22 protein-coding genes, 1 tRNA gene and 1 other annotated feature are annotated in these 25,308 nt (G+C 46.1%); of the genes, 6 read left to right on the plus strand and 17 right to left on the minus strand.

Annotation, left to right across the window (positions count from 1 at the left end):
• Positions 1-93: 93 nt before the first annotated feature.
• Genes deoD through ADM98_RS03220 form a run of 3 tightly spaced genes read right to left on the minus strand, consistent with a single transcriptional unit; the run spans position 94 to position 3,290 of the window.
• Positions 94-801, minus strand: coding sequence for a purine-nucleoside phosphorylase (deoD, locus tag ADM98_RS03210; RefSeq protein ID WP_023467244.1), 708 nt, complete (start codon positions 799-801; stop codon positions 94-96).
• A gap of 24 nt (positions 802-825) precedes the next feature.
• Complete coding sequence (locus ADM98_RS03215) at positions 826-1,530, minus strand: response regulator transcription factor (RefSeq protein ID WP_053452233.1); 705 nt, start codon at positions 1,528-1,530, stop codon at positions 826-828.
• Entirely contained in the window at positions 1,527-3,290 is a 1,764-nt protein-coding gene (locus ADM98_RS03220) for a sensor histidine kinase (protein WP_053452234.1), read from the minus strand. The genes ADM98_RS03215 and ADM98_RS03220 overlap by 4 nt, the downstream gene beginning before the upstream one ends.
• 197 nt (positions 3,291-3,487) lie before the next feature.
• Here ADM98_RS03220 and ADM98_RS03225 point away from each other — a divergent pair, with 197 nt between their 5' ends.
• Positions 3,488-4,777 (plus strand): NCS2 family permease, encoded by a 1,290-nt coding sequence (locus ADM98_RS03225; RefSeq protein WP_053452235.1) that lies wholly within the window; start codon positions 3,488-3,490, stop codon positions 4,775-4,777.
• 59 nt (positions 4,778-4,836) lie between these two features.
• Here the strand turns inward: ADM98_RS03225 and ADM98_RS03230 are convergent, their stop codons facing one another.
• A complete protein-coding gene (locus tag ADM98_RS03230; RefSeq protein ID WP_053452236.1) occupies positions 4,837-6,117 on the minus strand; it encodes an ABC transporter substrate-binding protein in 1,281 nt (426 codons plus the stop codon).
• 189 nt (positions 6,118-6,306) lie between these two features.
• On the opposite strand from ADM98_RS03230, the gene ADM98_RS03235 reads away from it, so the two are divergent.
• The gene (locus ADM98_RS03235; protein ID WP_053452237.1) at positions 6,307-7,767 is read left to right on the plus strand and encodes a potassium/proton antiporter; all 1,461 of its coding nucleotides are present in this window, start codon (positions 6,307-6,309) and stop codon (positions 7,765-7,767) included.
• A 57-nt stretch (positions 7,768-7,824) separates the two neighbouring features.
• Here the strand turns inward: ADM98_RS03235 and ADM98_RS03240 are convergent, their stop codons facing one another.
• The 5 genes from ADM98_RS03240 to ADM98_RS03260 form a co-directional block, all read right to left on the minus strand.
• On the minus strand, positions 7,825-8,460 hold the full coding sequence (locus ADM98_RS03240) for a DedA family protein (RefSeq protein ID WP_053452238.1): 636 nt from the start codon (positions 8,458-8,460) through the stop codon (positions 7,825-7,827).
• Positions 8,461-8,476: 16 nt separating this feature from the next.
• Positions 8,477-8,698 carry a hypothetical protein gene (locus ADM98_RS03245; protein ID WP_053452239.1) on the minus strand — a complete coding sequence of 74 codons (222 nt, stop codon included), beginning with the start codon at positions 8,696-8,698 and terminating at the stop codon, positions 8,477-8,479.
• Between the two features lie 169 nt (positions 8,699-8,867).
• Positions 8,868-9,842, minus strand: coding sequence for an aspartate--ammonia ligase (asnA, locus tag ADM98_RS03250; protein ID WP_053452240.1), 975 nt, complete (start codon positions 9,840-9,842; stop codon positions 8,868-8,870).
• A 66-nt stretch (positions 9,843-9,908) separates the two neighbouring features.
• Positions 9,909-10,156, minus strand: a binding site (T-box leader).
• 144 nt (positions 10,157-10,300) lie between these two features.
• Complete coding sequence (locus tag ADM98_RS03255) at positions 10,301-11,188, minus strand: carbohydrate ABC transporter permease (RefSeq protein ID WP_053452241.1); 888 nt, start codon at positions 11,186-11,188, stop codon at positions 10,301-10,303.
• Positions 11,185-12,072: a carbohydrate ABC transporter permease gene (locus ADM98_RS03260; protein ID WP_053452242.1), complete on the minus strand. Its 888-nt coding sequence runs from the start codon at positions 12,070-12,072 to the stop codon at positions 11,185-11,187. Before ADM98_RS03260 ends, ADM98_RS03255 begins: the two co-directional genes overlap by 4 nt.
• 166 nt (positions 12,073-12,238) lie before the next feature.
• On the opposite strand from ADM98_RS03260, the gene ADM98_RS03265 reads away from it, so the two are divergent.
• Entirely contained in the window at positions 12,239-13,918 is a 1,680-nt protein-coding gene (locus tag ADM98_RS03265; RefSeq protein WP_053452243.1) for a formate--tetrahydrofolate ligase, read from the plus strand.
• Between the two features lie 16 nt (positions 13,919-13,934).
• Positions 13,935-14,891, plus strand: a complete 957-nt coding sequence (locus ADM98_RS03270; protein WP_082318482.1) for an alpha/beta fold hydrolase — start codon at positions 13,935-13,937, stop codon at positions 14,889-14,891.
• 73 nt (positions 14,892-14,964) lie between these two features.
• Here ADM98_RS03270 and ADM98_RS03275 read toward each other — a convergent pair whose 3' ends face one another.
• The gene (locus tag ADM98_RS03275) at positions 14,965-15,384 is read right to left on the minus strand and encodes a hypothetical protein (protein WP_023467229.1); all 420 of its coding nucleotides are present in this window, start codon (positions 15,382-15,384) and stop codon (positions 14,965-14,967) included.
• Positions 15,381-15,926: an imm11 family protein gene (locus ADM98_RS03280; protein ID WP_235504824.1), complete on the minus strand. Its 546-nt coding sequence runs from the start codon at positions 15,924-15,926 to the stop codon at positions 15,381-15,383. Before ADM98_RS03280 ends, ADM98_RS03275 begins: the two co-directional genes overlap by 4 nt.
• Before the next feature lie 169 nt (positions 15,927-16,095).
• Here ADM98_RS03280 and ADM98_RS03285 point away from each other — a divergent pair.
• Positions 16,096-16,169 (plus strand) — tRNA-Gly (locus tag ADM98_RS03285).
• A 152-nt stretch (positions 16,170-16,321) separates the two neighbouring features.
• Positions 16,322-17,131, plus strand: coding sequence for an MBL fold metallo-hydrolase (locus ADM98_RS03290; RefSeq protein ID WP_053452245.1), 810 nt, complete (start codon positions 16,322-16,324; stop codon positions 17,129-17,131).
• A gap of 55 nt (positions 17,132-17,186) precedes the next feature.
• Here ADM98_RS03290 and argF read toward each other — a convergent pair whose 3' ends face one another.
• From argF to argJ, 6 genes are read right to left on the minus strand one after another with little or no spacing between them, the layout of a single operon-like run.
• Complete coding sequence (gene argF, locus ADM98_RS03295) at positions 17,187-18,116, minus strand: ornithine carbamoyltransferase (protein ID WP_053452246.1); 930 nt, start codon at positions 18,114-18,116, stop codon at positions 17,187-17,189.
• The gene (gene carB, locus ADM98_RS03300) at positions 18,113-21,145 is read right to left on the minus strand and encodes a carbamoyl-phosphate synthase (glutamine-hydrolyzing) large subunit (RefSeq protein ID WP_082318483.1); all 3,033 of its coding nucleotides are present in this window, start codon (positions 21,143-21,145) and stop codon (positions 18,113-18,115) included. The genes argF and carB overlap by 4 nt, the downstream gene beginning before the upstream one ends.
• Positions 21,135-22,193 (minus strand): carbamoyl phosphate synthase small subunit, encoded by a 1,059-nt coding sequence (locus tag ADM98_RS03305; protein ID WP_053452247.1) that lies wholly within the window; start codon positions 22,191-22,193, stop codon positions 21,135-21,137. The genes carB and ADM98_RS03305 overlap by 11 nt, the downstream gene beginning before the upstream one ends.
• Complete coding sequence (locus ADM98_RS03310; RefSeq protein ID WP_053452248.1) at positions 22,190-23,335, minus strand: acetylornithine transaminase; 1,146 nt, start codon at positions 23,333-23,335, stop codon at positions 22,190-22,192. The genes ADM98_RS03305 and ADM98_RS03310 overlap by 4 nt, the downstream gene beginning before the upstream one ends.
• A complete protein-coding gene (argB, locus tag ADM98_RS03315; protein WP_053452249.1) occupies positions 23,301-24,074 on the minus strand; it encodes an acetylglutamate kinase in 774 nt (257 codons plus the stop codon). The genes ADM98_RS03310 and argB overlap by 35 nt, the downstream gene beginning before the upstream one ends.
• On the minus strand, positions 24,071-25,288 hold the full coding sequence (gene argJ, locus ADM98_RS03320) for a bifunctional glutamate N-acetyltransferase/amino-acid acetyltransferase ArgJ (protein WP_053452250.1): 1,218 nt from the start codon (positions 25,286-25,288) through the stop codon (positions 24,071-24,073). Before argJ ends, argB begins: the two co-directional genes overlap by 4 nt.
• Positions 25,289-25,308 lie beyond the last annotated feature (20 nt).

The following is a 25,308-nucleotide window of genomic DNA, read 5'->3' on the forward strand; positions in this document are numbered from 1 at the left end:
TCTCCCCTTTAACTGATCTATAACACTGTTCTCATCTTACCATATCTCTTTTTCGATACGAAAAAAGACGGAGAGGCTTCTCCGTCTTCCTTCTTATAATTGAATCGCTGTCTCAAGCGCAACTTTCATCATATCGTTGAATGTCGTCTGGCGCTCTTCCGATGTCGTTTCTTCTCCTGTCAACAGATGATCTGAAATCGTCAAGATCGTCAATGCATTCACTTTATGTTTCGCTGCAAGCGTGTAAAGACCTGCCGCTTCCATTTCGATCGCAAGACATCCGAAATCGGCCCATTTTTTGAAATGGTGGAAGTCATCTTGATAGAACTGATCCGTCGTGAAGATTTGACCGACTTTTGCATCGATACCTTGTTCTTTTGCTGCTGTATACGCTTTATGCAACAAATCAAAAGAAGCTGTCGGTGCGTAGTCTAAGCCGTTAAAACGAACACGGTTTTGTGCCATGTCATGAGAAGCACTCATCGCGATGACGACGTCACGGACCTTAACGTCTGGCGTGATACCACCAGCAGTTCCGACACGGATCAAGTTCTTCGCACCGTACGACTGAACGAGTTCATTCGCATAGATCGACATCGATGGTACACCCATGCCTGTTCCTTGAACCGAAACTTTTTTACCTTTATAAGTACCTGTAAAGCCATACATTCCTCGAACTTCATTGTAGAGAACGACATCCTCTAAAAACGTCTCAGCGATGTATTTAGCACGTAACGGATCTCCTGGAAGTAAGACCGTTTCGGCGATTTGTCCTTCAGCTGCATTAATGTGTACACTCATGTACGATTCCTCCTCGATAGTCGTTTAAATCGACAACAATTCACGAAACTCATTCGGTGTCATGCCGAATTGTTTTTTGAACACTTTCCGAAAATACTTATCGTCCTGATATCCGACTTCAAGTGCGATTTCGTAAATGCGCGCTTCCGTCTCACTCAATAATTCCTTCGCCCGATTCAAGCGAATCGTTTGAATGTAATCAGATAAGTTAACAGAAAAACGCTGTTTGAAGCGTCGTGATATATACTCTCGGCTCAAGTAAAACCGTTCGCTCATGAATTGTAGTGTCAATTCTTCCGCATAATGCGTTTCGATGTATTTGGCGATTTGATCAATCGCTTCCCCTGATTCCACTACCGGATGGATACATTCCATCGCGCGGGACAAGGCATCATTGAGTACATCTGGATCAACAGGCTTCAATAAATAATCGAAGGATTGATGCAAAATGGCACGCCGCATATACGTATAATCATCATACCCTGTCAGCACGATCGTGACGACCTTTGGATGATGATTTTTTGTCCATTCTAGTAACGTTAATCCGTCGAGTCCTGGCATTTCGACATCTGTCAGCATTAAATCAATCGTTCCGGTATCCAGTAAGCGTTTGGCTTCTTCCCCATGTTCCGCCTCGTAAATGCGTGAGACCTGCCAACTGTCCCATTCTCCGAGCAGTTTGACCGCTTCCCGTACATGTTGTTCATCGTCTACGATCAATACATTCATGTCAATTCCCCCTTCTCATATGGAATCCGAATCACGATTTTGAATCCACCCTTTACAGATGCAGAAGAGAGCGTCATATTTGCTTCCTCCCCGTAAAAAATCAAGAGACGTTCATAAATATTATGGAGACCAATCCCACTTGTCTCAAGATCTTCCGGACTACGATGCATGCGCATTTTCCGATCAATTTCTTCGAGTCGCCCTGCTTCGAGGACGGCGCCGCTATTCTCAATTTGAATGATGAGGCGTCCGCCGTCCGTCCGTACTTTATAAGCGAGATAGTTTTCTGTTGCTGCTAATTGTTGACGGAAGGCGTGCTTAAAATAGTTTTCAGCAAACGGTTGTAAAATCATCTTTGGTACTTCAATGTCATTGAGGTGCCAAGGGACGTCGACGATATAACGGAACCGTTCTGGAAAACGTTGCTGTTGCAAACGAATATACGCCTGGAGATGATCGACTTCTTGTTTTAACGTCACGATCGTCTGCTCATTATTCATCGAGTAACGCATCATTTGAGATAAACCCGTGATGGAGCGATACGCGATCTTCCGGTCTCCTTGTAACGTCGTCGTACCGATGGATTGCAAGGCGTTGAATAAAAAGTGTGGATTGAGCTGGGATTGTAATGCCCGTAGCTCATTCGTCCGATTCTCAAGTGCCAGTCGATACTCCCGTTTGATTAAACGATCGATGCGTTGAATCATACGTTGAAACTGGCGGTTGAGTAATCCAATCTCGTCATTCGTCGTCGCAACGAATGGCGCTGATAAATCCCCTTGTTCGACTCGCCAGACATTTGCCGTCAACTGTTTGATTGGTTTCGTAATCTGCATGGCAACGAGACTTGCTGCAATGATCATGACAAATAGTGAGACGAGACCAATCAAAACAAGAATCAATGCTGTTTCGTTCGCTCCTTGGATGACCGATGCATACGGAATTCGTTTGACTAGTGTTAGTGGAACTCCATTCGTCATCGTCTTCGAGTAGACAATGAAAGATTTTCCGACACGTAAACTCCCACTCTTCCCAGTAAATTGATCTACTGGTAGTTTCATCTCTGCTCCAGTCTGTGCCAAAACACGCTGATCTGTCATCAACCACAACGATTCTTCTGGATCATTCTCGAACAGCTTCAACTGTTGTTCAAACACACGGACAGGGATATCCACCGAGAGGAAGCCGAGCGGCTCATCTGTTTCGACACGATCGATGCGATAACGAAAACTAACAACTTGTTTTTCATCGAGAATCATCGTGTGTACATTATACGGTTCAATGGTGTGCGCCCCGTCAATTAACCAGCCATTTTTTTGTTTCATCAATTGAAAGTAATCCGTTTCCTGCATCCAATCGAATGTTCCCCGACTCGTCGTTTTCATATTGTAGACCGAATACTCCGAATAGCCATTTAAGATGACGAAATGCAACTGCTCGATATCCTGACGGGACAAAAACAGACCTAACATCGCTCGCGAAACGACTCCATCCGATTCGTCTAGTTCCTTGTCTGCTCCAACACGCATGATGTTCATCAACGAACGATTCGCATACAGACTCGTCGATAGACGGCGAATATCCTCTATGTAGTGGGTCACCTGTGTATTTCCCCGCGTCAACACATTCAGGCTAGAACGTTCTGCCTGTTCGATGTTTTGATGCCGCACATACAAGTAGGAAATCGATGTCGCGAGGGCTGTTGGAATCAAGATTGCCAGGACGACGAGACGAATCAAACGCGTCCGGATACTTTTCATAAAAGGCGCCCCCATCCTTTTTCTTGTAATCAATCGTATCATAACCTTGAATCCGCTTACATCATTTCCTGATATTCTCTTTCTCGATTCGCTAAAAAAATTCTTTTCTGTTTCGACTTGATTCCGAATGAATTTTACTATAACATCATCAATGTTCGTTTTTTAATCAATTTGTTATGAAGGTGGTCCTTTTATCCATGTTTAAACTTGCCGCACATCAAACAACCGTAAAACGTGAAATCCAAGCTGGATTCGTGACGTTCATTACGATGGCATATATTTTGCTCGTCAACCCGACGATTTTAGCAGATGCCGGTATCCCGCAAGCTCAAGCTTTTTCTGCGACGATCATCGCGACATTGATCGGTACACTTCTGATGGGACTTTATGCGAATCTCCCCATCGCAGTCGCACCCGGAATGGGACTCAATGCGTATTTTACTTACACACTTGTCGTTGGTGAAAAAATCCCATATCAAACAGCACTCTCAGTCGTATTCGTCGCTGGTGTCATTTTCTTATTGTTATCACTCTCACCGATTCGAACGAAGTTAATTGAAATCATTCCGATGACATTAAAGCTTGCTATCACAGGTGGAATCGGTCTCTTCATCGCTTCACTCGGTCTGAAGATGTCAGGAATTTTAGTCGCTAGTGAAGATACACTCGTCACAATCGGTGCATTGACATCACCAGAAGCACTCATTACGCTCATTGGACTGTTAGTTGCAGCTATTTTGACGATCAAACGTGTACCAGGTGCTATTTTGTACGCCATGGTCCTTTCTGGATTGATTGCATTCTTGACAGGTGAATTGAAGTTTTCCGATTCCTTCGTCGCATTACCAACATTACCAGAAGGACTGATCATCACTAATCCGTTCAACGCCATTCAAGATGTGTTCCAATATGGTTTGTTCAGTGGTGTTCTCTCATTCGTGCTCGTGACGATGTTTGACACGACAGGAACGATGGTCGCAGTTGGAGAACAAGCCGGACTAATTGAAGAAGATGGATCGTTGAAAAACAGCGAACGTGCACTATTATCTGATTCAACAGCAATGGTTGCTGGTTCATTGTTTGGAACAAGCCCAACAACCGCTTACGTAGAATCTGCAGCAGGTGTCGCTGCTGGTGGACGAACTGGACTCACATCCGTGACAGTCGGAATTTTATTCGGCTTATCTGCCATCTTCGGACCGTTCGTTCAATCAATTTCGAGTGTTCCAGCAATCACTGCTCCAGCATTGATTTTAGTCGGTGCCTTCATGATTCAAAATATTAAACAGATTCCATGGGATGATTTCAGTGAAGCATTCACGGCTTTTCTTGTCATCTTGATCATGCCATTATCCGGTAGTATCGCAACTGGTATCGCATTTGGTTTCATCGTCTATCCGATTATGAAAGCTATCCAAAAAGAGCGCGTTCATCCACTCATCTATGTATTCGCGCTTCTCTTCTTCATTCAATTATTCTTCCTGTAATACAAAAAACATGCCTGTTCCGTTAATTGATCGGACCAGGCATGTTTTTTGTATTATTCTTATTTCTTCATTTTATCCCATGTCTTCGTAAAATCTTGCAACATTTCGTCAGCCGTTTTTTGCTTACCGACATATGCTTGCATGATTGCTCCGAACTCGTTTACTGCTCCATCCGGATACTTGAACCAGTTCCATGAGATTGTTTTTCCATCTTTCGAGTACGCTTGAATATCATCTGCAAGCGGTCCTAAATCCTTCGCTTCGATTGATTTGAAAGCTGGAATGAATTTGAATTTATTGACCATATAATCTTTCCCTGTATCAGATGTTGCCATCCATTCGAGGAATTTTTTTGCTTCTGCTTTATTCTTCGAGTTCTTGTTGACAACCCAGTTGTTTGGTACGCCGACAGGAAGACGATCCATCTTTTCTTTATCATCATTAATCGGCATCGGGATGAAGCCCATGTTGATTTCAGGGTTTACATCCGTGATCAATTGTTGTGCCCAGTTCCCTTGTTGAATCATCGCTGTCTTACCTTCAGCAAACTGAGAAACTTGTGTGTTGTAATCCGTCGTCAACGGATTTTTGTTCCCGTACTTGATCGTTAAATCAAATAGATTCATGAACTCCTTGAACTGTTTGTTGTCTTCAAACTTTGCTTTTCCAGCATTCAAGTCCGCGATGAACTGGTCCGGATCATCCTGCTGCGCGACCGGAATGTTCAAAAGGTGATTTCCAAGAACCCACCACTCTCCGTATCCGATCGAGAACGGTGTCACTCCATCTGCTTTCAATTTCTTCGAAGCATCAGTCAACTCAGTTAACGTTTTTGGAAGTTCTGTGATACCAGCTTTTTTGAAGATATCCTTATTATAGATGAAACCATATCCTTCGAGGTTCATCGGCATTCCGTATAACTTCCCGTCGATTGTCATCGGCTCTTTTGAGAGGTCTGTCAAATCACTGACCCATTTTTCATCCGATAGGTCTTCTAGTTTGTCCTGCCATGTTTTCGCTTCTGTGAATCCACCGTTGTTGAAAACATCAGGTTCATTGCCTGAAGCGAATTGTGATTTCAGAGCCGCACCATAATCCGATCCGCCACCAACAGTTTGTACGACGACTTTCGTTCCTGTTTCCTTCTCATATGCTTTTGCCATCTTTTCCATGTCTTTTGCGATTTCAGCCTTGAATTGGAATACGTTGAGCGTCTTACCATCTTTTGAACCACTATCTTTCGAGTCATCGCTATTCAATGTACCGCCACCACATGCTGCCAAAGCGACAACCATCGCCGTCGTGACGACAGGTAATGCTGCCCATCTTCTTTTACGCATTCGGATTCCCTCCCTGATTTCGTTTCATATTCGTGCTACATCTTCACAATAAATGAAAACGCTTGCAATGAAGAGAGAGAAAGTTGTCCGGTGTGGTGGAAAATATTGAACAATCGTTATCCGAGTCTTTTCATCGGAATTGTTGTATCATGAAACTAGAGATTCTTTCATGAATAGGAGTTTGATGCCATGTCCTTGCAACTAACGATTTTATTGATTGGTATATTGCTGTTTGCTGCCGTTTGGACGACAAAGTTATCGAGTCGTCTTAATATTCCGGCACTATTAATTTTTATCGCACTTGGAATGATTGCCGGAAGCGACATTACAGGCTTTATTCGCTTTGACGACGCTGAACTTGCGCAGCTTCTCGGAACGGTTGCTCTGATCATCATTTTATTCGAAGGTGGACTGCAAACCGCCTGGAAGGAAGTACGTCATGAATTAGCTCCTTCTCTTTCTCTTGCGACATTCGGGGTCTTTATTGCTACCTCCATCGTTGCCGTCGCTTCCCATTACATTCTTGGCTTCAGTTGGGCGAATGCTTTCTTGCTTGGAGCAATCGTTGGTTCGACCGATGCTGCCGCCATTTTTTCTGTCCTAAGTGGTCAGCCCATTCGACGTAAAGTCGGATCCACACTCGAGGTCGAATCTGGAACGAACGACCCGATGGCCGTCTTTTTGACAGTCTTATTCCTTGAGTTCGTAACAAACCCTGAAGAGGCGTCACTCTTAGCAGGACTTGGTTCACTCGTTTGGGAAATGACGATGGGACTTCTAATTGGTTTATTTATCGGATGGGCAGCCTCGACATTGATCAATCGCATCGATTTGTCCTCGTCTAGCTTTTATCCGATCCTGCTCATGTCGTTTGCTTTCTTGTCTTTCGGATTAGCTGATACGTTCCATGCCAGCGGATTTTTAGCTGTTTATGTCACGGCGATCTATATTAGCAATCACGAACTCGTCTACCGTCAGACGCTCGTCCGCTTTACGATGAGTATGGCTCACCTTGCCCAAATCGGGATGTTCATCGTGCTCGGTCTGCTCGTCTTCCCAAAACAATTGCTTGATGTACAGGTCATTCTATCCTCTATCGCACTGGCACTGATCTTGATTTTCATTGCTCGCCCTCTATCGGTCTGGGTAAGTCTCCTACCGTTTCGTTATTCGTGGCAAGAAAAGGTCTTTATTTCCTTTGCTGGTCTAAAAGGAGCGGTGCCAATCATTCTCGCGACATATCCACTCGTTGCGGGTATTGAGAATGCATCGATGATTTTTAATATCGTTTTCTTCACGGTTCTGCTGTCGACACTGATTCAAGGGAGTATGTTGACGTTTCTTGCTGAGCGGTTACGTCTGAATGAGACACAGACCTCTGCTATTCATACGGTCATTGAGTTCATGTCGATCGGTAAACCAAATGCAGAAATCATTGAATTGACGTTACCGATGTCCCATCCATTCATTGGAACGACCATTTCAGAAATTGATTTACCACAGGAATTTTTGATTACCGCCATCATTCGTGATGATCAAATTATTACTCCTCGTGGTGACACTGCTCTTGAAGGCAACGATCAATTATTACTGCTTACTCCAAAACATCGGATTAAGACACTCAAACGATTCTTGTTTCCCCCTGCTTAAGGTTCATACAAAACAGGGTAGTAGATGCTTATCATCTACTACCCTATTTTGATCTGTTCACTTATTCTGTTGCTTCGTCTTTGCGTCTTGCGTCTGTTCTTTCTGTTTTGCTTTAGAGCGACGATAGAGGATATAGCCTCCAAGAACCACGACGATTCCGCCTAGAATCCACCACAACTCCTGCTCTAACCCTTTTAACATCGATTCAGCCCGTTCTACTCCAAACCGTTCACCGACCCAAATGTAAAAGAAGGAAACTGGAAAAAGTCCAATACTTGAAGCGAGTAGATAATGCTTGAACGATAAACCGAACAAACCACACGGGATCGAGACAACTGAGCGAACAACTGGGAAGAACCGTCCAAATAATGCTGACCATGTTCCGTACTTCGCGACAATCCGCTCTCCCTGAGCGATTTCTTTTTCTTTAATCAGTAGCCATTTACCGTACCTGACCAGGATCGGACGCCCCGCATAACGACCAAGAAGATAAAAGACCGTTGCCCCCATTAGACTTCCTAAAAAACCGACAAGAACAGCCACTGTCCAACTCACCGTTCCGTTTGACACATATAGACCTAGTAGCGGTAAGCCGACTTCTGCTGGAATCAATTCCGTTCCAAGACCAACGATCATAATTCCTAAAAACAGCCAGAGATTGGATTCTCCGGCTGAGAATAACCATTCCAACATACAAGTAACCCTCCGTTCATCCTCTCGCTGGACGGAGGAGATAATAGATGATGACGACTAGTGTCGTCCAGACGCCTGTGAAAATCCCGATGATCCCGACAATAAAGAAGCCGAGTGCAACGATTGAGCCTGTCTGTTTATAATCCCGCCACATTGTCCGTAAGCCTTTAATGTTGAACCATAAAAACGCAATGAACAAAATAGGGATGAGTATCCCAACGATTAATAGAGAAGACATGCTTTCACCTCTTTCTTATTTATTGTTATCCCCATTCTATCAGGAATCGACACGTCTTTCCTCCGCCTAAGGTCTTATGAACTTTAAAAAAAGAGTACACTTCCGAATGGAAGTATACTCTTCAGTATTTAAAACGTCATTCTTTTGACGCTTTCTTACTATATATATGTCAGAGCAAGTGAATGCCTTCAGCTTGAAGACTCTTACGTGTCTCTTCCGACCAAACAGAAGCTTGAACTTCACCGATATGACGCTTCTTCAATAAGAACATCGCCATACGGGATTGACCGATCCCTCCACCCATCGTTAACGGTAGACGCTCTTCGAGCACACCTTGATGGAACGGGAAAGCCAACTTATCTTCTTCTTGAGCGATTTCTGTCTGCTTTAACAGCGCTTCACGGTCAACGCGGATTCCCATCGAAGACAACTCGAATGCTCCGATCTCTGGGTGGTGGACTAAGATGTCACCGTTGAGTGTCCAGTCATCGTAATCTGCAGCTCGACCGTCATGCTTCTCTCCTGAAGCTAGTGCGCCACCGATCTGCATCAAGAAAACAGCACCGTAAGTCTTCGTAGCTTCTGTTTCACGTTCTTTTGTCGAGAGTTTCGGATAAGCATCCTCAAGTTCTTGCGTCGTCATGAAATGGATCGTTTCCGGTAAGATCGCTGAAATGCCATACTCTACTTCCACTTCTTGTTCGACTTGGCGAATCGTTGCGTAGATTGCTTGTACCGTTTCTTGTAAATAAGCACTCGTCCGTTGTTCTTTCGTAATGATACGTTCCCAGTCCCACTGATCGACATGTATAGAATGAGTCGCATCTAACATTTCATCGCGACGAATCGCATGCATCAATGTGTACAACCCTTCTCCTGCTTCAAATCCGTACGTATGGAGTGCTTGGCGTTTCCACTTCGCAAGGGATTGAACGATTTCAAGATCTGCTGTGTGATCTAGTGCATCAAAGCGAATGATTCGCTCCACTCCGTTGAGGTGATCGTTGACACCGAGTGTACTTTCTACGAACAATGGTGCTTCGACACGTGTCAATCCGAGTGTTTTCGAAAAGCGTTCCTCAAAGCGTTTCTTTACGAGTGTGATTGCTTCCTGTGTGTGTTTCATCGATACGAGTGTTGTCATGGTGGTATTCCTCCTCAATTGTGTTTTGAAAAAGAAGCCATAAAAAAGAGCCCTTCTTTCCCAAGAATATGGGACGAAAGACTCGGTTCCGCGGTACCACCCATGTTAGCAACGATGTTGCTCACTCAAAAGACGAATCACTTCATCTTCGGCCTTATGATAACGGACAGGCAACTCCGGCTACGCCTACTGACATTCGGGTTCGGGTAGCGACTCCGGGAGGTTCTTCGCATCTTGCTTCCGACTGGGCTCTCACCATCCCCAGCTCGCTATACGGTCGTACAAGGTGTTACTCTTCCCTTCAACGTCGTTGTTACAATTGAATTGAGAACATCGTACAACATGTCACAAGTGTTTGAAAAGACTTTTTTTTAAAAAACATACAAGTTGTCAGATTAATCTGACGTAAAAAACATAACAAAAGCGTTCTCGCAGAAGCGAGAACGCGCTTACAAAAATTATTTGATGGATCCACTCGTAATTCCTTGAATAATCTGTTTTTGTAGGGCAAAGAAGAACAATAATAATGGAATGATCCCAAGCACGAGTCCGGCAAGCGCTAAGTCCCATTGCTTCGTATACTGACCGAAGAAATAGAATGTCGCGAGTGGAATTGTCCGTAAATCGACGTCTCGTAACATGAGCGATGGTAATAGGAAATCGTTCCAAATCCAAAGTGTGTTCAAAATGATGATCGTCACCGTAATTGGCTTGAGTAATGGGAAGACGATTCGCCAGAATACACCCCATTGCGAACAACCATCAATAATGGCCGCCTCCTCAATTTCTTCAGGAATCGATTTCATGAATCCATGATATAGGAAAATCGATAATCCAGATCCAAAACCAAGATACATTAGAATCAATCCCCAATAACTGTTCTGCAATCCGAGATCACCAGACAGTTTCGATAAGGGAATCATGATCGATTGGAATGGAATGATCATCGCCGCAACGAATAAGAAGAAGATAATCGTCGACAAACGTGTTTTCGTCCGAACGAGTTTCCAAGCTGCCATCGAACAAAAGATGATGATGACTGCGTTAGCACCAACAGTAATGATGACGGAGTTTAAAAAGACTTTTCCGAAGTTCATCGCTTCCCATGCTTCTGCATAGTTCGATGTCATCCATTCCTTCGGAAGACCCGATGTATTCGTAAAAATATCGCCCTGCGTCTTGAATGAATTCGAAACAACATAATAAAACGGAATCATATACAGAAGACCCATCAGTAAGGCTGCCAGTTCGACTGTTCCAAGACGTAAAGAATAGCGACTTTTCGTCTTTTTAGAACGCTTTGGTTTCTCCTCTTGCGGAGTTGGTAACGGTTGCGCCGTACTCATGCTTCCACCTCCCGTTTTTTCGTCAGATAGACTTGAGTGACTGTAATCGCCGCAACAACGACGAAGAAGATGATTGCCTTCGCTGATCCGAGCCCAAGATTATTGTTCGTAAACGATTCTTTATAGATATTCAAAGCAAGCATCTCAGTCGATTTGAATGGTCCGCCATTCGTGAGTGATAAGTTCGTATCGAATAACTTGAAGGACCATGAAATCGTTAAGAAGAGACAAATCGTGACCGACGGCATGATCAGCGGCAACGTAATGTTCCGTAACGTCGACAGACGATTCGCACCATCGATTTTTGCTGCTTCAATCAGCTCTTGTGGAACGTTTTGTAGAGCCGCGATATAGATGACCATGATGTAACCGCCACCTTGCCAAATTGAAACGATGACAATTCCCCAAAATCCTGTTCGAGCATCTCCTAACCATGGAAGTTCAAATATGCTCCACCCTGTCAATTCACCGATTGATGCGAATCCTTTAACGTAGATGAACTGCCAGACGAATCCGAGAATCAACCCACCGATTAAGTTCGGCATGAAAAAAATCGTTCGCAAGAAATTACGTGTACGAATATTTTGCGTTAATAAAAATGCCAAGATGAAACCGACAACATTCGTTAAGATGACGGCGACGACCGTGTAGCGTGTCGTTAACCAAAATGACTGCTGGAACTGTTCGTCACTTGTAAAGAGACGGACATAGTTATCAAAGCCGATCCAATTTAATTCTCCGGTCACTCCGTTCCAATCCGTGAACGAATACATGACGCCATTAAAAAACGGTACAAGCACGATCACTGCGAATACAAGAAAGACCGGTCCGACGAAGAGCCAAAAATCAAGACCGCGTTTCCACTTCTTTTGTCCAGATGTCATTGTTTCATCCCTCCTCCACTCTACAGTACGTCTTTCTCTCACACTTGAACACGTCACCATTTGACCCATTGGGTGGAAAATATTGAACGTTTTCCTTTGGCGCGTTTGTATCAGATACGCTACTATTAGAAAAAAGAGAGATCCAATCAAAGAGGGAGTCGATACCATGGAAAAGACCATTCGTTCTGACTTAGAAATTGCACAACAAACCGTCTTACGACCGATTCGAGAAATTGCGGACCGGATTGGTTTACAAGAAGAGGATTTTGATACGTACGGAAAATATAAAGCGAAGTTGACAGACGGGCTGCTGAACCGGTTGGCAACAAAATCTGACGGCAAACTGATTCTTGTCACTGCGATCAATCCAACGGCTGCCGGTGAAGGGAAATCGACCGTTACCGTAGGACTCGGACAGGCGTTACACCGGGCCAAACACAAGACGATGATCTGTTTGCGCGAACCCTCACTCGGTCCGACGATGGGCTTAAAAGGTGGCGCATGTGGTGGCGGCTATAGCCAAGTCTTGCCGATGGAAGAGATCAATCTGCATTTCACAGGTGATATGCATGCAATCACGTCTGCTCATAATACGATCAGTGCCTTACTCGACAATCATTTGCATCAAGGAAATGTCCTTGGGATTGATCCGCGTCGCATCGTCTGGAAACGGGTTCTTGATTTGAACGATCGTGCCCTACGCCAAGTCACGATTGGTCTCGGTGGTCCTGCTCATGGTGTGCCTCGTCAAGAAGGATTCGATATTACAGTCGCTTCTGAAATCATGGCTGTTCTTTGTCTCGCCGACTCGATTATGGATCTCGAACAACGGCTGAGTCGCATCGTCGTCGCCTATACGTACGATCAACAACCTATAACAGTCAAAGACATTCAGGCAGCGGGAGCTGCAACGTTACTCCTAAAAGATGCGTTTCGACCGAATCTCGTTCAAACGGTCGAAGGAACACCCGCACTGATTCATGGTGGTCCATTCGCAAATATCGCACATGGCTGTAACTCTTTGATTGCCACACAAACTGCGCTGAAACTGAGTGATTACGTCGTCACAGAAGCAGGATTCGGAGCTGATTTAGGTGCTGAAAAATTCTTCAATATCAAATCACGGATTGGTGGTCTCCATCCGGATGCCGTTGTAATCGTTGCTACGGTTCGTGCCTTGAAAATGCATGGTGGAGTAGACAAAACGCAACTCAGTGAAGAAAATCTGTCTGCCTTAACGGATGGTCTTGCTTTACTTGAAAAACACGTCGAGACGATGAACTTGTTCGGTGTCCCTGCTGTCGTTGCCTTGAACCGTTTCTTCACCGACACAGAAGCTGAACGGAACATGATCTTGACATGGTGTCAGGAACGCAATATTCGTGTGGCAGAAAGTGAGGTCTTTAGTAAGGGTGGTGCCGGTGGTGAAGCACTCGTCACCGAAATCATGCAAGCGCTTGAGGAGCCAAGTCAGTTCCGCCCACTCTATCCTGACGTATTACCGCTCCGTCAAAAAATCGAACGGATCGCGAAACATGTCTATGGCGCAGCAGATGTTCACTTTGAAGCCAAAGCGCTACGTGAACTCGAGCGGTGTACAGAGATGGGATTGAATGATTTACCGATTTGTATGGCAAAAACACCATTTTCGTTAACCGATGACCCTGCGCGGTACGGTCGTGTCGAAGACTTCACGATTACGGTTCGCGAAATTCGACCATCGATTGGTGCAGGATTCATCGTCGCACTGACTGGGAATGTATTAACGATGCCCGGATTACCTGCAGTACCTGCCGCCTTCCACATGGGCGTCTCAGAAGACGGACAGGTATTCGGACTTTCTTGATGAGAGGATGAGTTACATGACGATTGATCATTCACATTGGATAGCCTCTGACGGCTATACAACGACATTGCATAGTCTCGAAGCGCACGATCCTAAAGGCGTTGTGATCGTCTTTCACGGGATGATGGAGCATGGGGCACGGTATGAGGAATTTGCCGAATTTCTCTATGCTCATCATTACCATACGATCATTGCAGACTTACGCTGCTTCGGGACGCGTGCAGCACAGCTCGGAACGCTCGGACACCTTGAGCCGAATCACGGATTTAAACAATTGATGCAAGATGCTGAAGAGCTCGTGTATGACATCCAAGAACGCTACCCGGAATTACCTGTATTCATTTTCGGTCATAGCTTTGGTTCCTTGATTGCTCGCCGGATTGGTCAAACACTCGGTCATTCGGTCGCGGGTGTCATCGCTAGCGGTCCTCCGACTAGTACTGGGTTACTCGGTAATATCAGTGAAAAGCTCGTCGAGCGTCAGATCAACCAGATGTCAGCGACCCACCCAGCTGAGCGATTTGGACAACTCGTTTTCGGACGCTATAATTTACGTTTCTTCCCGGCACTTTCTAAAAATGCCTGGTTATCTTCGGATCCGCAATCCGTCATGCGTTATGATGCTGATCCGTTGTCCGGTCAAACGGTTACACTCGGCTTCTTCTATGAGCTACTGCAAGCAACGAAACTCGTCAATGCGCTTGCCTCCATCTATCAACACCCACGTCATTTACCTCTTCTGCTGATTGCAGGTGGCGATGACGCGGTGGCGTTTGACGGCAAAGGGATTCATCACTTGTTTGACATGTATAACCGTGTCCGCGTTGATGCTGTACAGCTGACGATTTATCGTGGATTGCGTCACGAGCTCTTCCATGAGTTCGAACGAATTCGTGTTTTTGCCGATATCGCGAGCTGGTTGAATAAACAAGTCAATCCAGCAACCGCGCGATCGTCTTCCCGTTCTTCTTAAGACCTAACGACCGATACAAAAAAGGCAGTGGATCCTAACGATCCGCCGCCTTTTTCCATCTCTATTATTTACCTCATTGAATCCAAGTCAATGAAGAAATCATTGCTTCGATTTCCTCGATCTCAAGCGTCTCGCGTTCTGCAGAGTACGTCAACAGAACTAACCGTTCCCCGTCCGAGTAAGCATAGATCCGTAAGAAGATATCTTCTTCTTTTCCATCTACTGCGAGCAACGCTTCTTTTGTTGAATTGCGACGAACTTCAAGTGCTCCCGTCAGTTCAATTCCGAACTCTTCAACCAACAGGTTGATTTCTTGTTCTGCTGCTTCATACGGTGTCAGCTCTTCAGAATCTGATTCATAAATGGATAACTGTAGCGTACCCATTGCATTTTCATCCGTCGAATAAAAACTGACGTACGTTTCTTCTTCTTGATATTCAAATACCTTTGGATATTCTAACGTGATCCAATGATCGACTGTGTACTGTTTCATTTAAATTCCTCCATTCGTTGTATCTTTTCAAAGTGGATACCCGTCACAGCCATACACTCGAATTGTCGAGCGAGCTGAGCAGAGACGAACATGCGCTGTGTGCGTTCATCTCGCATCAGGTGGTGCGGACATATCGAATCGTTGATCCGTCGCTCTGTCAAAAAATAGACACGTCGTCTCGGGATCGGACGGAAGACATCCGTCGTATGTAGATATTCGATTCGACTGACAGATAAGAGATTGAGAAGATAGTACGGAACCACTCCGTCTTTCGTCTCAAGATGTACCTTGAGACACTGTACAGAAAAAGGCGCGTATGCTTCAATGACACGTTGCATACGTTCCGAGACGAGCGGCAGATCGAATGTGTTTGGAAGGACATCCGGTAACAAATCCGCATCTTGATTGATGGAAAAAGCAAGTACACCTACGTTATGGAACCACTCTCCTATCAATAAGCGATGACGATCGAATTGATGGTGGCAAATCGCCTTCCATCCTTTTCCCATCGTCTGTTCGCTCCAAACTCGAACTTCATTCACCAGACACTCTCTCCTCTACCCAACATTACCCATATTACAAATCAAGATTACCAGTGGAAACGATTAACTAGTATTATTGTACACTGAAATTTAAAAGAAATTGCTTTTTTTCATAAAAGTTATGGAAATGACCTCTTTGCTATGCTACTATATTTCATGTAGCCAATACGCGGGTGTAGTTTAATGGTAAAACCTCAGCCTTCCAAGCTGATGACGAGAGTTCGATTCTCTTCACCCGCTCCAATTATGACATAACATAGGTCTAGGACCATTTCCCTCTAGAGGGCAGGCGACTCGCGACGTGCGAGTCGTCTTTTTTATTTGTTCTGCTGATGATTCCAGCGAATTTATGGGTATACAACGATATAGATAGAGATTCGTAAAGGAGGATTCGTATGATTCAGATGAAAATGCCCGGCGTAACGATTTATCAAAGTACACTCATGAAAACGACATCAACATTGATCGAGACGCCTGATTGTCTGATCGTCGTCGACCCTGGCTGGTTACCCGATGAGATTGCAACGATTCGTCGAGACGTCGAAATTGTGCGTCGTGAACGACCATTATACATCGTCTATACGCATGCTCATTTTGATCATATTTTAGGTGCCTATGCCTTTACGGATGCCATCGTCATCGCTTCTAAACCGTTCATCGATGTCGACCGACAGGAAGCACTCCAAGCCGTTCAAGACTTCAACGATGAATTTTACATCGACTCTCCCGTTCTCTTTCCAGACGTGACGCATGTCATCCATGAATCGGAGACGACGTTGACAATCGGTCAAACGAAACTGATTTTCTTCTTGACGCCCGGTCATGAAGCGACCCATCTTTCCTTCATCGTCATGCCACTCCACTTATTAGTCTGTGGTGATTACGCTTCCGACGTTGAAATCCCCTTGATTGAACATGATTCCGCTGAGTATTTGACGACGCTCGAGTTACTCGAATCGTTCATTTACGAATATGAAGTCAAACTGTTGATCCCCGGACACGGTCATATTTGTGACGTCCGAACGGAGATGATTGAACGACTTCATCAAAGCTATGATTATATTCTTGCACTCCGTGCCGGAAAAGAATCCGACTGGGCTCCTTCTTGGCAAACAACCTCTTTCATGAAACGCCTGCACGAAAAAAATAAGCGACAAGTCAAACGAGAACAGGAAGAACGATTAGCCCGACGCCATTATGATTAACTTCTCTCAAACGAAAAGACTCGGTCGCTAAATATAGACGACCGAGTCTTTGTGATTATCCAAGTAATGTGACGAGTAACGCTTTTTGTGCATGAAGACGATTCTCAGCCTGATCAAAGATGACAGACTGTTTGCCATCGATGACATCTGCCGTGACTTCTTCTCCCCGATGTGCGGGCAGGCAATGCAGGAAGATAGCTGCGTCATTTGCTTGATCCATGATCTGTGCGTTGACCTGATATCCTTCAAATGCTTGAAGACGCATCGTCGCCTCTTCTTCTTGTCCCATGCTCGCGAAGACATCCGTATACACGATGTCAGCACCACTCGCTGCTTCTTCAGGACTCGTTAAGACGACAATGTTCCCTCCTGTCTCCTTTGCGATGACCTGTGCCTCATGAACGACTTGTGGATCGGGAGCATAGGCCGCCGGTGTACAGATCCGGATTTCCATACCACTGAGTGCTCCACCAATCATCAATGAATGCGCCATGTTATTCCCATCTCCGATATACGTCAAAACCTGTCCAGCCCGTGTTCCAAACGTTTCTTCAATCGTTAGCAAATCAGCGAGCACTTGGCAAGGATGATGCAAATCCGTCAGTCCATTAATGATTGGAATCGTGCCATGCGTAGCAAGCGTCTCGACGATGTCATGACCGAATGTCCGGATCATTAGTGCATCGACATAACGGCTCATGACTTGAATCGTATCCGAGAGCGGCTCGCCCCGTCCGATCTGCATATCCGCGCCACTTAGAACGATTGGATGCCCTCCTAGTTCGACGACGCCCACCTCAAACGATAAACGCGTCCGTGTCGATGCCTTTTCAAACAAGAGCGCTACTTTTTTATTTTTCAACACCTCTTCATACTTATTCGGTTGTTGTTTGATATCTTTCGCGAGGACCAATAAATCAGTAAGTGCTTCCGGTGTCAGTTCCGCCATCGTCAAAAAATGCTGCAGTTGTTGCATCGTCTTCATTTCACTTCCTCCTTGATTGGTTGTGTCCATGTATGAAGTGGCTTCACAGCATAAGGCTGCTGTTCTGTCGCTTGTAAATGATAGTGCGCTAGTTCCGGTTCTGTTAAGACTTGTACCCCAGCAGCCAGCGCTGCTGCGCGACTCGCTTTTTCTTCTGTTACGTGTGAATAGAAGATGGCACAACTTGCCCAATCAATCGTTTCATCTAACGGTACGCCTATTCCGAATGCTTCTGTATCTGCTCCCGCAACGATCATGTCTCTTGTCGTCAAATGACGCTTCGTCGTCTCGTCGAAGATAAACCGTTCTAACGCGAATCCATCTGTCGTCCATTGAAGGGTTTCACCTGTCGAACGCATGACGGGACCGGTTTTAGGATCGACTCCTTGTAGTTTCAGTGTTGAAAAAACAGGTGTCTTGACGGCATGGAAATTAAGTTTCGTCTGTTCCGTCGGTAGTTCGATCGCTTGTCCAGCTGCTGCTTGGACTGCCCATTGTAAAATCGGTTGACCCGTTACTTTTGCGACGATTGGCAATGTCCGAGAGGCCCGTGGATTGATCTCAAGAACGTAGACCTGGTCTTGATGCAGGACGAATTGAATATTAAACGCTCCTTTGTATGCCATCTGTTGCCCGATCATCTGTGCAATCCGTGCTACTTCGTCTTGAACAGTAGCGCTGAGCGATACGGGTGGTAAAATCATCGTCGAGTCTCCAGAGTGAACCCCTGCCCGTTCCAATTGTTCCATCAAAATTGGAACATACGTCGTTGTTCCATTCGTGATGCAATCGACTTCGATTTCTTTTCCTTGAAGATAAGCATCCACAAGGACAGGGAATGACAATTCTGAAGCGATTGCCTCTAACTGCTGTTGGTTGTGAATAATATGCATTCCTTTTCCTCCGATGACATAAGAAGGACGAATCATGACAGGATAGCCGATTGTTGTTGCAACTTCTGTCATTTTCTCGTGTGTCGTGACTTCTTGTCCCGGAATTCGATCGACACCGATGTCGTCTAAAAATTGATAGAACCGCTCACGGTCTTCCATCTGATCAATGACATCTGCTGTCGTTCCAAGAAGGTGATAGCCTGCTTGCTCAAGACCCGCCGCAAGAGCAATCCCCGTTTGTCCTCCGAACTGAACTAATACGTCTTGGCACTCTTCTGCTTCTAGCACATGTATGACGTCTTCGAGTGTCAACGGCTCGACATACAAGCGATCCGCGACTTCGAAGTCGGTCGAGACCGTCTCTGGATTATTGTTGATCATGATCGTTTCGTAACCGGATGCTTGTAGCGCACGCACGGCGTGAACAGAACAATAATCAAATTCGATCCCTTGACCGATTCGAATCGGTCCAGCACCGATCACAGCGACTTTCTTTTTCGTTGATGCCATGACTTCCGTCTGTCCGCTCCAGTTTCCGTAGAAATAAGGGGTTGTGCTCTTGAACTCTCCCGCGCACGTATCAATCATGTGATAGACAGGAGTGATGCCTTGCTCTTTCCGTAAGTGCTCGATGTCTACAGAACTGACACCTGTCAAAAATGCAATCTGCTCGTCCGTGAAGCCCATCATCTTCGCAGTTTTGATAGAAGAGATATCTGTCGTTTTGATTTTTAATTGTTGATCGACGAGTCGTTTGAGTACTTTGACGAATAAGGCTTGCACCTTCGTCTGCTCGACAAGTTTTTCGACGGTCGTCACCTCGCGATCCAGTAGCGCGAGCATTGCAAGCAATCGACGATCTGTCGGCGCCATCACTTCTTCCCATAACGCGTTGATATCAGCTGTTTTCATCCATGTTGGATAAAGAGGAGCTTGTTCGATTCCTGCACCACGCCATGCTTTTTGCAATGCTTCTTCTAGCGTTTTTCCCATCGCCATGCTTTCACCGGTCGCCTTCATTTGTGTCCCAAGCGTCCGGTCACTGCTAGCAAACAAATCGAATGGGAAACATGGTACTTTTGCCGTGATGTAATCCATCGTCGGTTCAAAGCTTGCCATGGTTTCCTTCGTAACAGGATTGATGCAGTCATCGAGTCGTTCGCCAAGCGCAAGACGCGTCGCTAATTTCGCGATCGGATACCCGGTCGCTTTTGAAGCAAGTGCTGAAGAACGACTGACACGTGGATTGACTTCAATGACGAAATAGCGTTCTTCCGTCGGGTGGATCGCGAACTGGATGTTACATCCACCGATCACACCGAGATGCGACACGATTTTACGAGCTTCCGTGCGCAATTGTTGATTCATCCGATCCGAAATCGATTGAATCGGTGCAAAAACGACCGAGTCTCCGGTATGGACGCCGACGGGATCAATGTTTTCCATATTACAGACGATGATCGTCGTATCTGCGCTGTCACGCATGACTTCGTATTCAACTTCTTTATAACCCGCGATACTTACTTCAACCAGACACTGTGAAATCGGACTCGCTTGTAGACCGTTTTGTGCTAACAGACGGGCTTCATCTTTCGTTAAGGCAATGCCACCACCCGTTCCTCCGAGCGTAAAGGCGGGGCGGATGACGAGTGGTACACCATGCACTGCCATGAAATCTTCAAGCTCTGCTAGCGACTCGATCGTTTGGCTTTCCGGAAGTGGTTGCGCCAGTTCAATCATTTTTTGCTTGAATCGCTCACGGTCTTCGCCGTCCCGGATTGTCTCAAGTGACGTTCCGAGAAGTTCGACACCGTATTGTTCTAGCACTCCTGCTTCTTCGAGTGACATTGCAAGATTGAGTGCCGTTTGTCCACCGACCGTCGCTAGAAGGTGTGATGGTCGATCTTGTTCGATGATAGCCGTTGCTTTTTCAAGAGTCATCGCCTCAATGTAGACATGATCTGCCGTGCTCGGATCCGTCATAATAGTAGCCGGATTCGAATTCATTAAGATGACCTCGCATCCCGCTTCTCGAAGCGCCTGACAGGCTTGTGTGCCGGAATAATCAAATTCTGCTGCTTGCCCGATGACGATCGGACCCGAACCGATGACGAGTACTTTCTGTTTATCCCACATATGCTACCTCCTGATGTAATACGGTATTTACGAATTGATCGAAGACGACCATCGCCTCTGTCGGTCCCGGACTCGCTTCTGGATGAAATTGGACTGTCATGATTGGTAAAGTAGGATGAATCAATCCTTCGACGGATCCATCATTGATATGTTCGTACGCGAGTTCCATTTCAGATGTTGTGATACTTTTGGCATCAACGGCATACCCATGATTCTGAGACGTCATGAACACTTGTCCAGACGCTAAGTGACGAACGGGATGATTTGCCCCACGATGCCCATGATGTTGTTTTAATAAGGTACAGCCGAACGCATGAGCGAGGACTTGATGCCCCATACAAATTCCGAGCGTCGGATAGCTCGTCGCTAGTTCACGGATTCCTGAAAGAAATGGATCGAGTTGTGTCGGATTACCGGGTCCGTTGGAAAACAGAAGACCATCCGGTGCAAGCGCTTGAATCCGTTCTGGTGTCGTATCATACGGTACGACTGTTATCCGCATATGTCGTTCAAGCAAGGCGTCGATCATCGATTGCTTCACACCATAATCGATACAGACGACATGTCCTTGTTCCACTTCCGGTACGTATTCGATATCTGACGTCGTCGAGACGGAGGCGATATACGCTGTGTCTATAGTCTCAAGGGATGTCATGTCTTCTTGCATCATGTCACCAAACTGGTCACCCTCCGTCCGTAACAGATGCACAAGGGAACGAGTATCCACTCCCGACAGGATGGGAACGTTCGCTTCGCTTAACCAACTCGCAAGTGATGTCCCTTCCCCGTCCTCTGCTAATGTTTGGACGACGACTCCAGCGACTTGGACCTGCTTGCTTTCTGAAGCCTCCACTTGTATGCCGTACTGTCCAATCAATGGGTACGTGAAGACGAGAATCTGTCCCTGATAAGACGGATCCGTCAGGACTTCCTGATATCCTGTCATCCCTGTGAAAAAAACGACTTCTCCTTTGACAGGTGCTGTTCCTTGCCACGAACCGGTAAACGTCGTTCCGTTCGCAAGTGTTAGTTTTCCGGATTGTTTCATACGATAACCTCCTGTTGACAAACAAGTTGTATTTTTTCGACCGCTTGCATGAGTTCCTGTTCTGTTACGAACAGCGATGGCAGCAAACGAATGACAGAGGGACCAGCCGAGACGACGAGAAGACCCTCTTGGCGTAAAGCGTCAATGAGCGATGCAACAGGAATCGTACACTCGATGCCAATCATCAAACCGCGCCCTCGAACAGAGCGGACAATCGTATCTGGTAAGCTTTGTGTCAATTGCTGGCGCAAAAATTCTCCTTTTTCTTGAACATCCGCCATGACTTCCTCACTCAATAAAAGATCAAGTGTTGCTTCTGCAGCTGTCATCGCAAGCGGATTCCCACCGAAAGTCGAGCCATGAGAACCAGGCGTAAACACTTCAGCCGCCTCTGCCGTTGCGAGTAATGCCCCGACTGCAAGCCCACTTCCAAGTCCTTTCGCAAGAGTGATGATATCTGGTATTAGTGGTGTCTGCTCAAACGCAAAACGAGATCCCGTTCGACCGATACCCGTTTGCACTTCGTCGACGATGATTTTGACGTCATACAATCTCGCCTGTTCCATCAATGTCTCAAGCCACGTATCGTCTGCAACGACGACACCACCCTCTCCTTGAATGATTTCAAGCCAAACGGCAGCTGTTTGTTCCGTGATTTCTGCTAAACTCTCCATATCGTTAAATGGTAAATGTTTAAATCCATTCACCATCTCTCCGTATCCTGCTTTGATTTTCTCCTGTCCTGTCGCGCCCATCATCGCAAACGTTCGCCCATGGAACGATTGTTTGAACGTGATGACCTCCGTTTTCCCTGTCCATTTTCGAACAAGTTTATACGCCGCCTCGTTCGCTTCCGCACCACTATTACAAAAGAAGGCATGACTGAGATGACTGTCTTCTGTTAATCGCTGCGCTACTCGCTCTTGTTGCGCAATTTGAAATAGATTCGACGTATGCCAAATCTGATTCAATTGTTCTTCTAGTCGTTGCTGAATATAAGGGTGCCGATGCCCCGTGTTGCAAACAGCAATCCCCATGATGAAATCGAGATATGTTTTTCCTGTCGTATCCTCAACGATCGACCCTTGTCCTTTGACCAATTCCACATTAGTACGTTGATAAGTGGGCAGTAGTGCGCTCATGTAATTCCTCCTTGATTCGTGTCCCGATAGCCGCTACGTTTTTTCCCGATCGGATGATGACTTCCGGTATGCCATGTTGCGCTGCCTGCATCATCGCTTCAACTTTTGGAATCATCCCACCGTAAATTTCCCCGGACGCTATTGCTGCCTCGATCGCTGCATAGGTAATCTCCGATTGATAGTCACCGTTTACTTTTACTCCCTCGACATCCGTCAACAATTCGAATCGATCGACGGACCAAGCTTTTGCGACTGCAATGGCACATGCATCTCCGTTACTGTTCAAGGCACCTTGTTCTCCTGTAACGAGAGACGTGACGACGGGCACATAACCATTCGTACTTAATACCGTGAACAATCGTGGATGAATGTGTGTGATATGACCGACTGCCCCGAGTCCTTTGACTTTTTTACCATGGACACTCGCACCGTCTAGACCACTCATCCCGACCGCTGGTATTCCTGCCTGATTCAATTGTTGGACGATACCGGATTGAACTTCACCGGCGAGAATGCGTCTTGCCCCAAGTAAGACACCATCCGTCGTCACACGTACACCGTCCCGAAACACGGGTTGGATGCCCTCTTGTTCGCAGTAACTAGATAAAAGTGGTCCGCCGCCATGGACGATCAATAGTTCGTTTCCTGTTTCGACCCATGCTTTCCATTCTTCAAAGTATCGTGTATCAAGTTGTTCCCAGACACTACCACCTAGTTTGATGACTTTTCGTTTCGTCATGTCCGATAACTCGCATTGATTTTGACGTAATCGTATGTCAGGTCACAACCATAGGCGTGTCCTTGTCCTGTACCGTCATGCAAATCGATATGAATCCGGACGTCCTGCTGTGCCAAATCCTTCGAAGCAACCGTTTCATCGAATAAGACAGGCATACTCTGTTGCAACACCCACTGCGAGCCAATTTTGATATCAACGTTCGAGACATCGAGCGGCTCCTTGATACTGCCAACTGCAGCGATGATTCGTCCCCAGTTCGCATCTTCCCCAAAGATGGCTGTTTTGACGAGAGACGATCCGACGACTTGTTTGGCGATCATCCGCGCTACTTCATCAGTTTGTGTTCCGTCTACCGTCACTTCGATCAACTTCGTCGCACCTTCCCCGTCCCGCGCAATCTGTTTCGCTAAATCTTGGCAAACCGTTTCGATCGCCTGTTCGAATGCTAACGCTTCGTCTGTCCCTTCAACGATCGTTGCTCCTCCTGCAGCTCCGCTCGCTAAAATCATCACCATGTCATTCGTCGAACTGTCACCATCTACGGTAATGCAGTTGAACGTCCGATGAATCGTCCGGCGTAATAGTGTCTGTAAGACATCCGGTTCAATCGTTGCATCGGTCGTCAAGAACCCAAGCATCGTTGCCATGTTCGGGTGAATCATCCCTGACCCTTTCGCCACGCCACATACTGAAATTTGAACATCCCCTTGCATGTATTGTTGACCAGCTGATTTCGTACCGGTATCGGTCGTCAGGATCGCATGGGCAAAATCATTCGCGGCATCCTTGTCATTTGTAGGTATCAGCTGTGGAATACCTGCCAGTAACGTATCAATGGCTAACGGTTGACCAATGATTCCTGTTGAAGCAATCGCGACTTGTTCTGGAGCAATTCCGAAGTGGGTCGCTAACGCTTGTTGGGATGTATACGCATGTGATAGACCAAGTTCTCCTGTGCAGGCATTCGCATTTCCGCTGTTGACGAGGACTGCATGAATGTGTCCTTGTGACGCCTGTAACGCTTGCTTCGTCACAGTGATCGGTGCTGCTTGCACCTGATTCGTCGTATAGACAGCTGCGGCACTTGCGCCTTCCTCACACCAAATCAAACCAAGATCCTTCCGCTTTCGCTTTAGCCCGACGTGTACCCCTGAAGCTTGAAATCCCTTCGGTGTCGTGATCGTCAATGGGGTCTCTATTTGTACTTGCCACACAGGCGTTCCTCCTCTTTCAT

This window comes from Exiguobacterium sp. BMC-KP (assembly GCF_001275385.1).
In the GTDB taxonomy this organism is placed as follows: domain Bacteria; phylum Bacillota; class Bacilli; order Exiguobacteriales; family Exiguobacteriaceae; genus Exiguobacterium_A.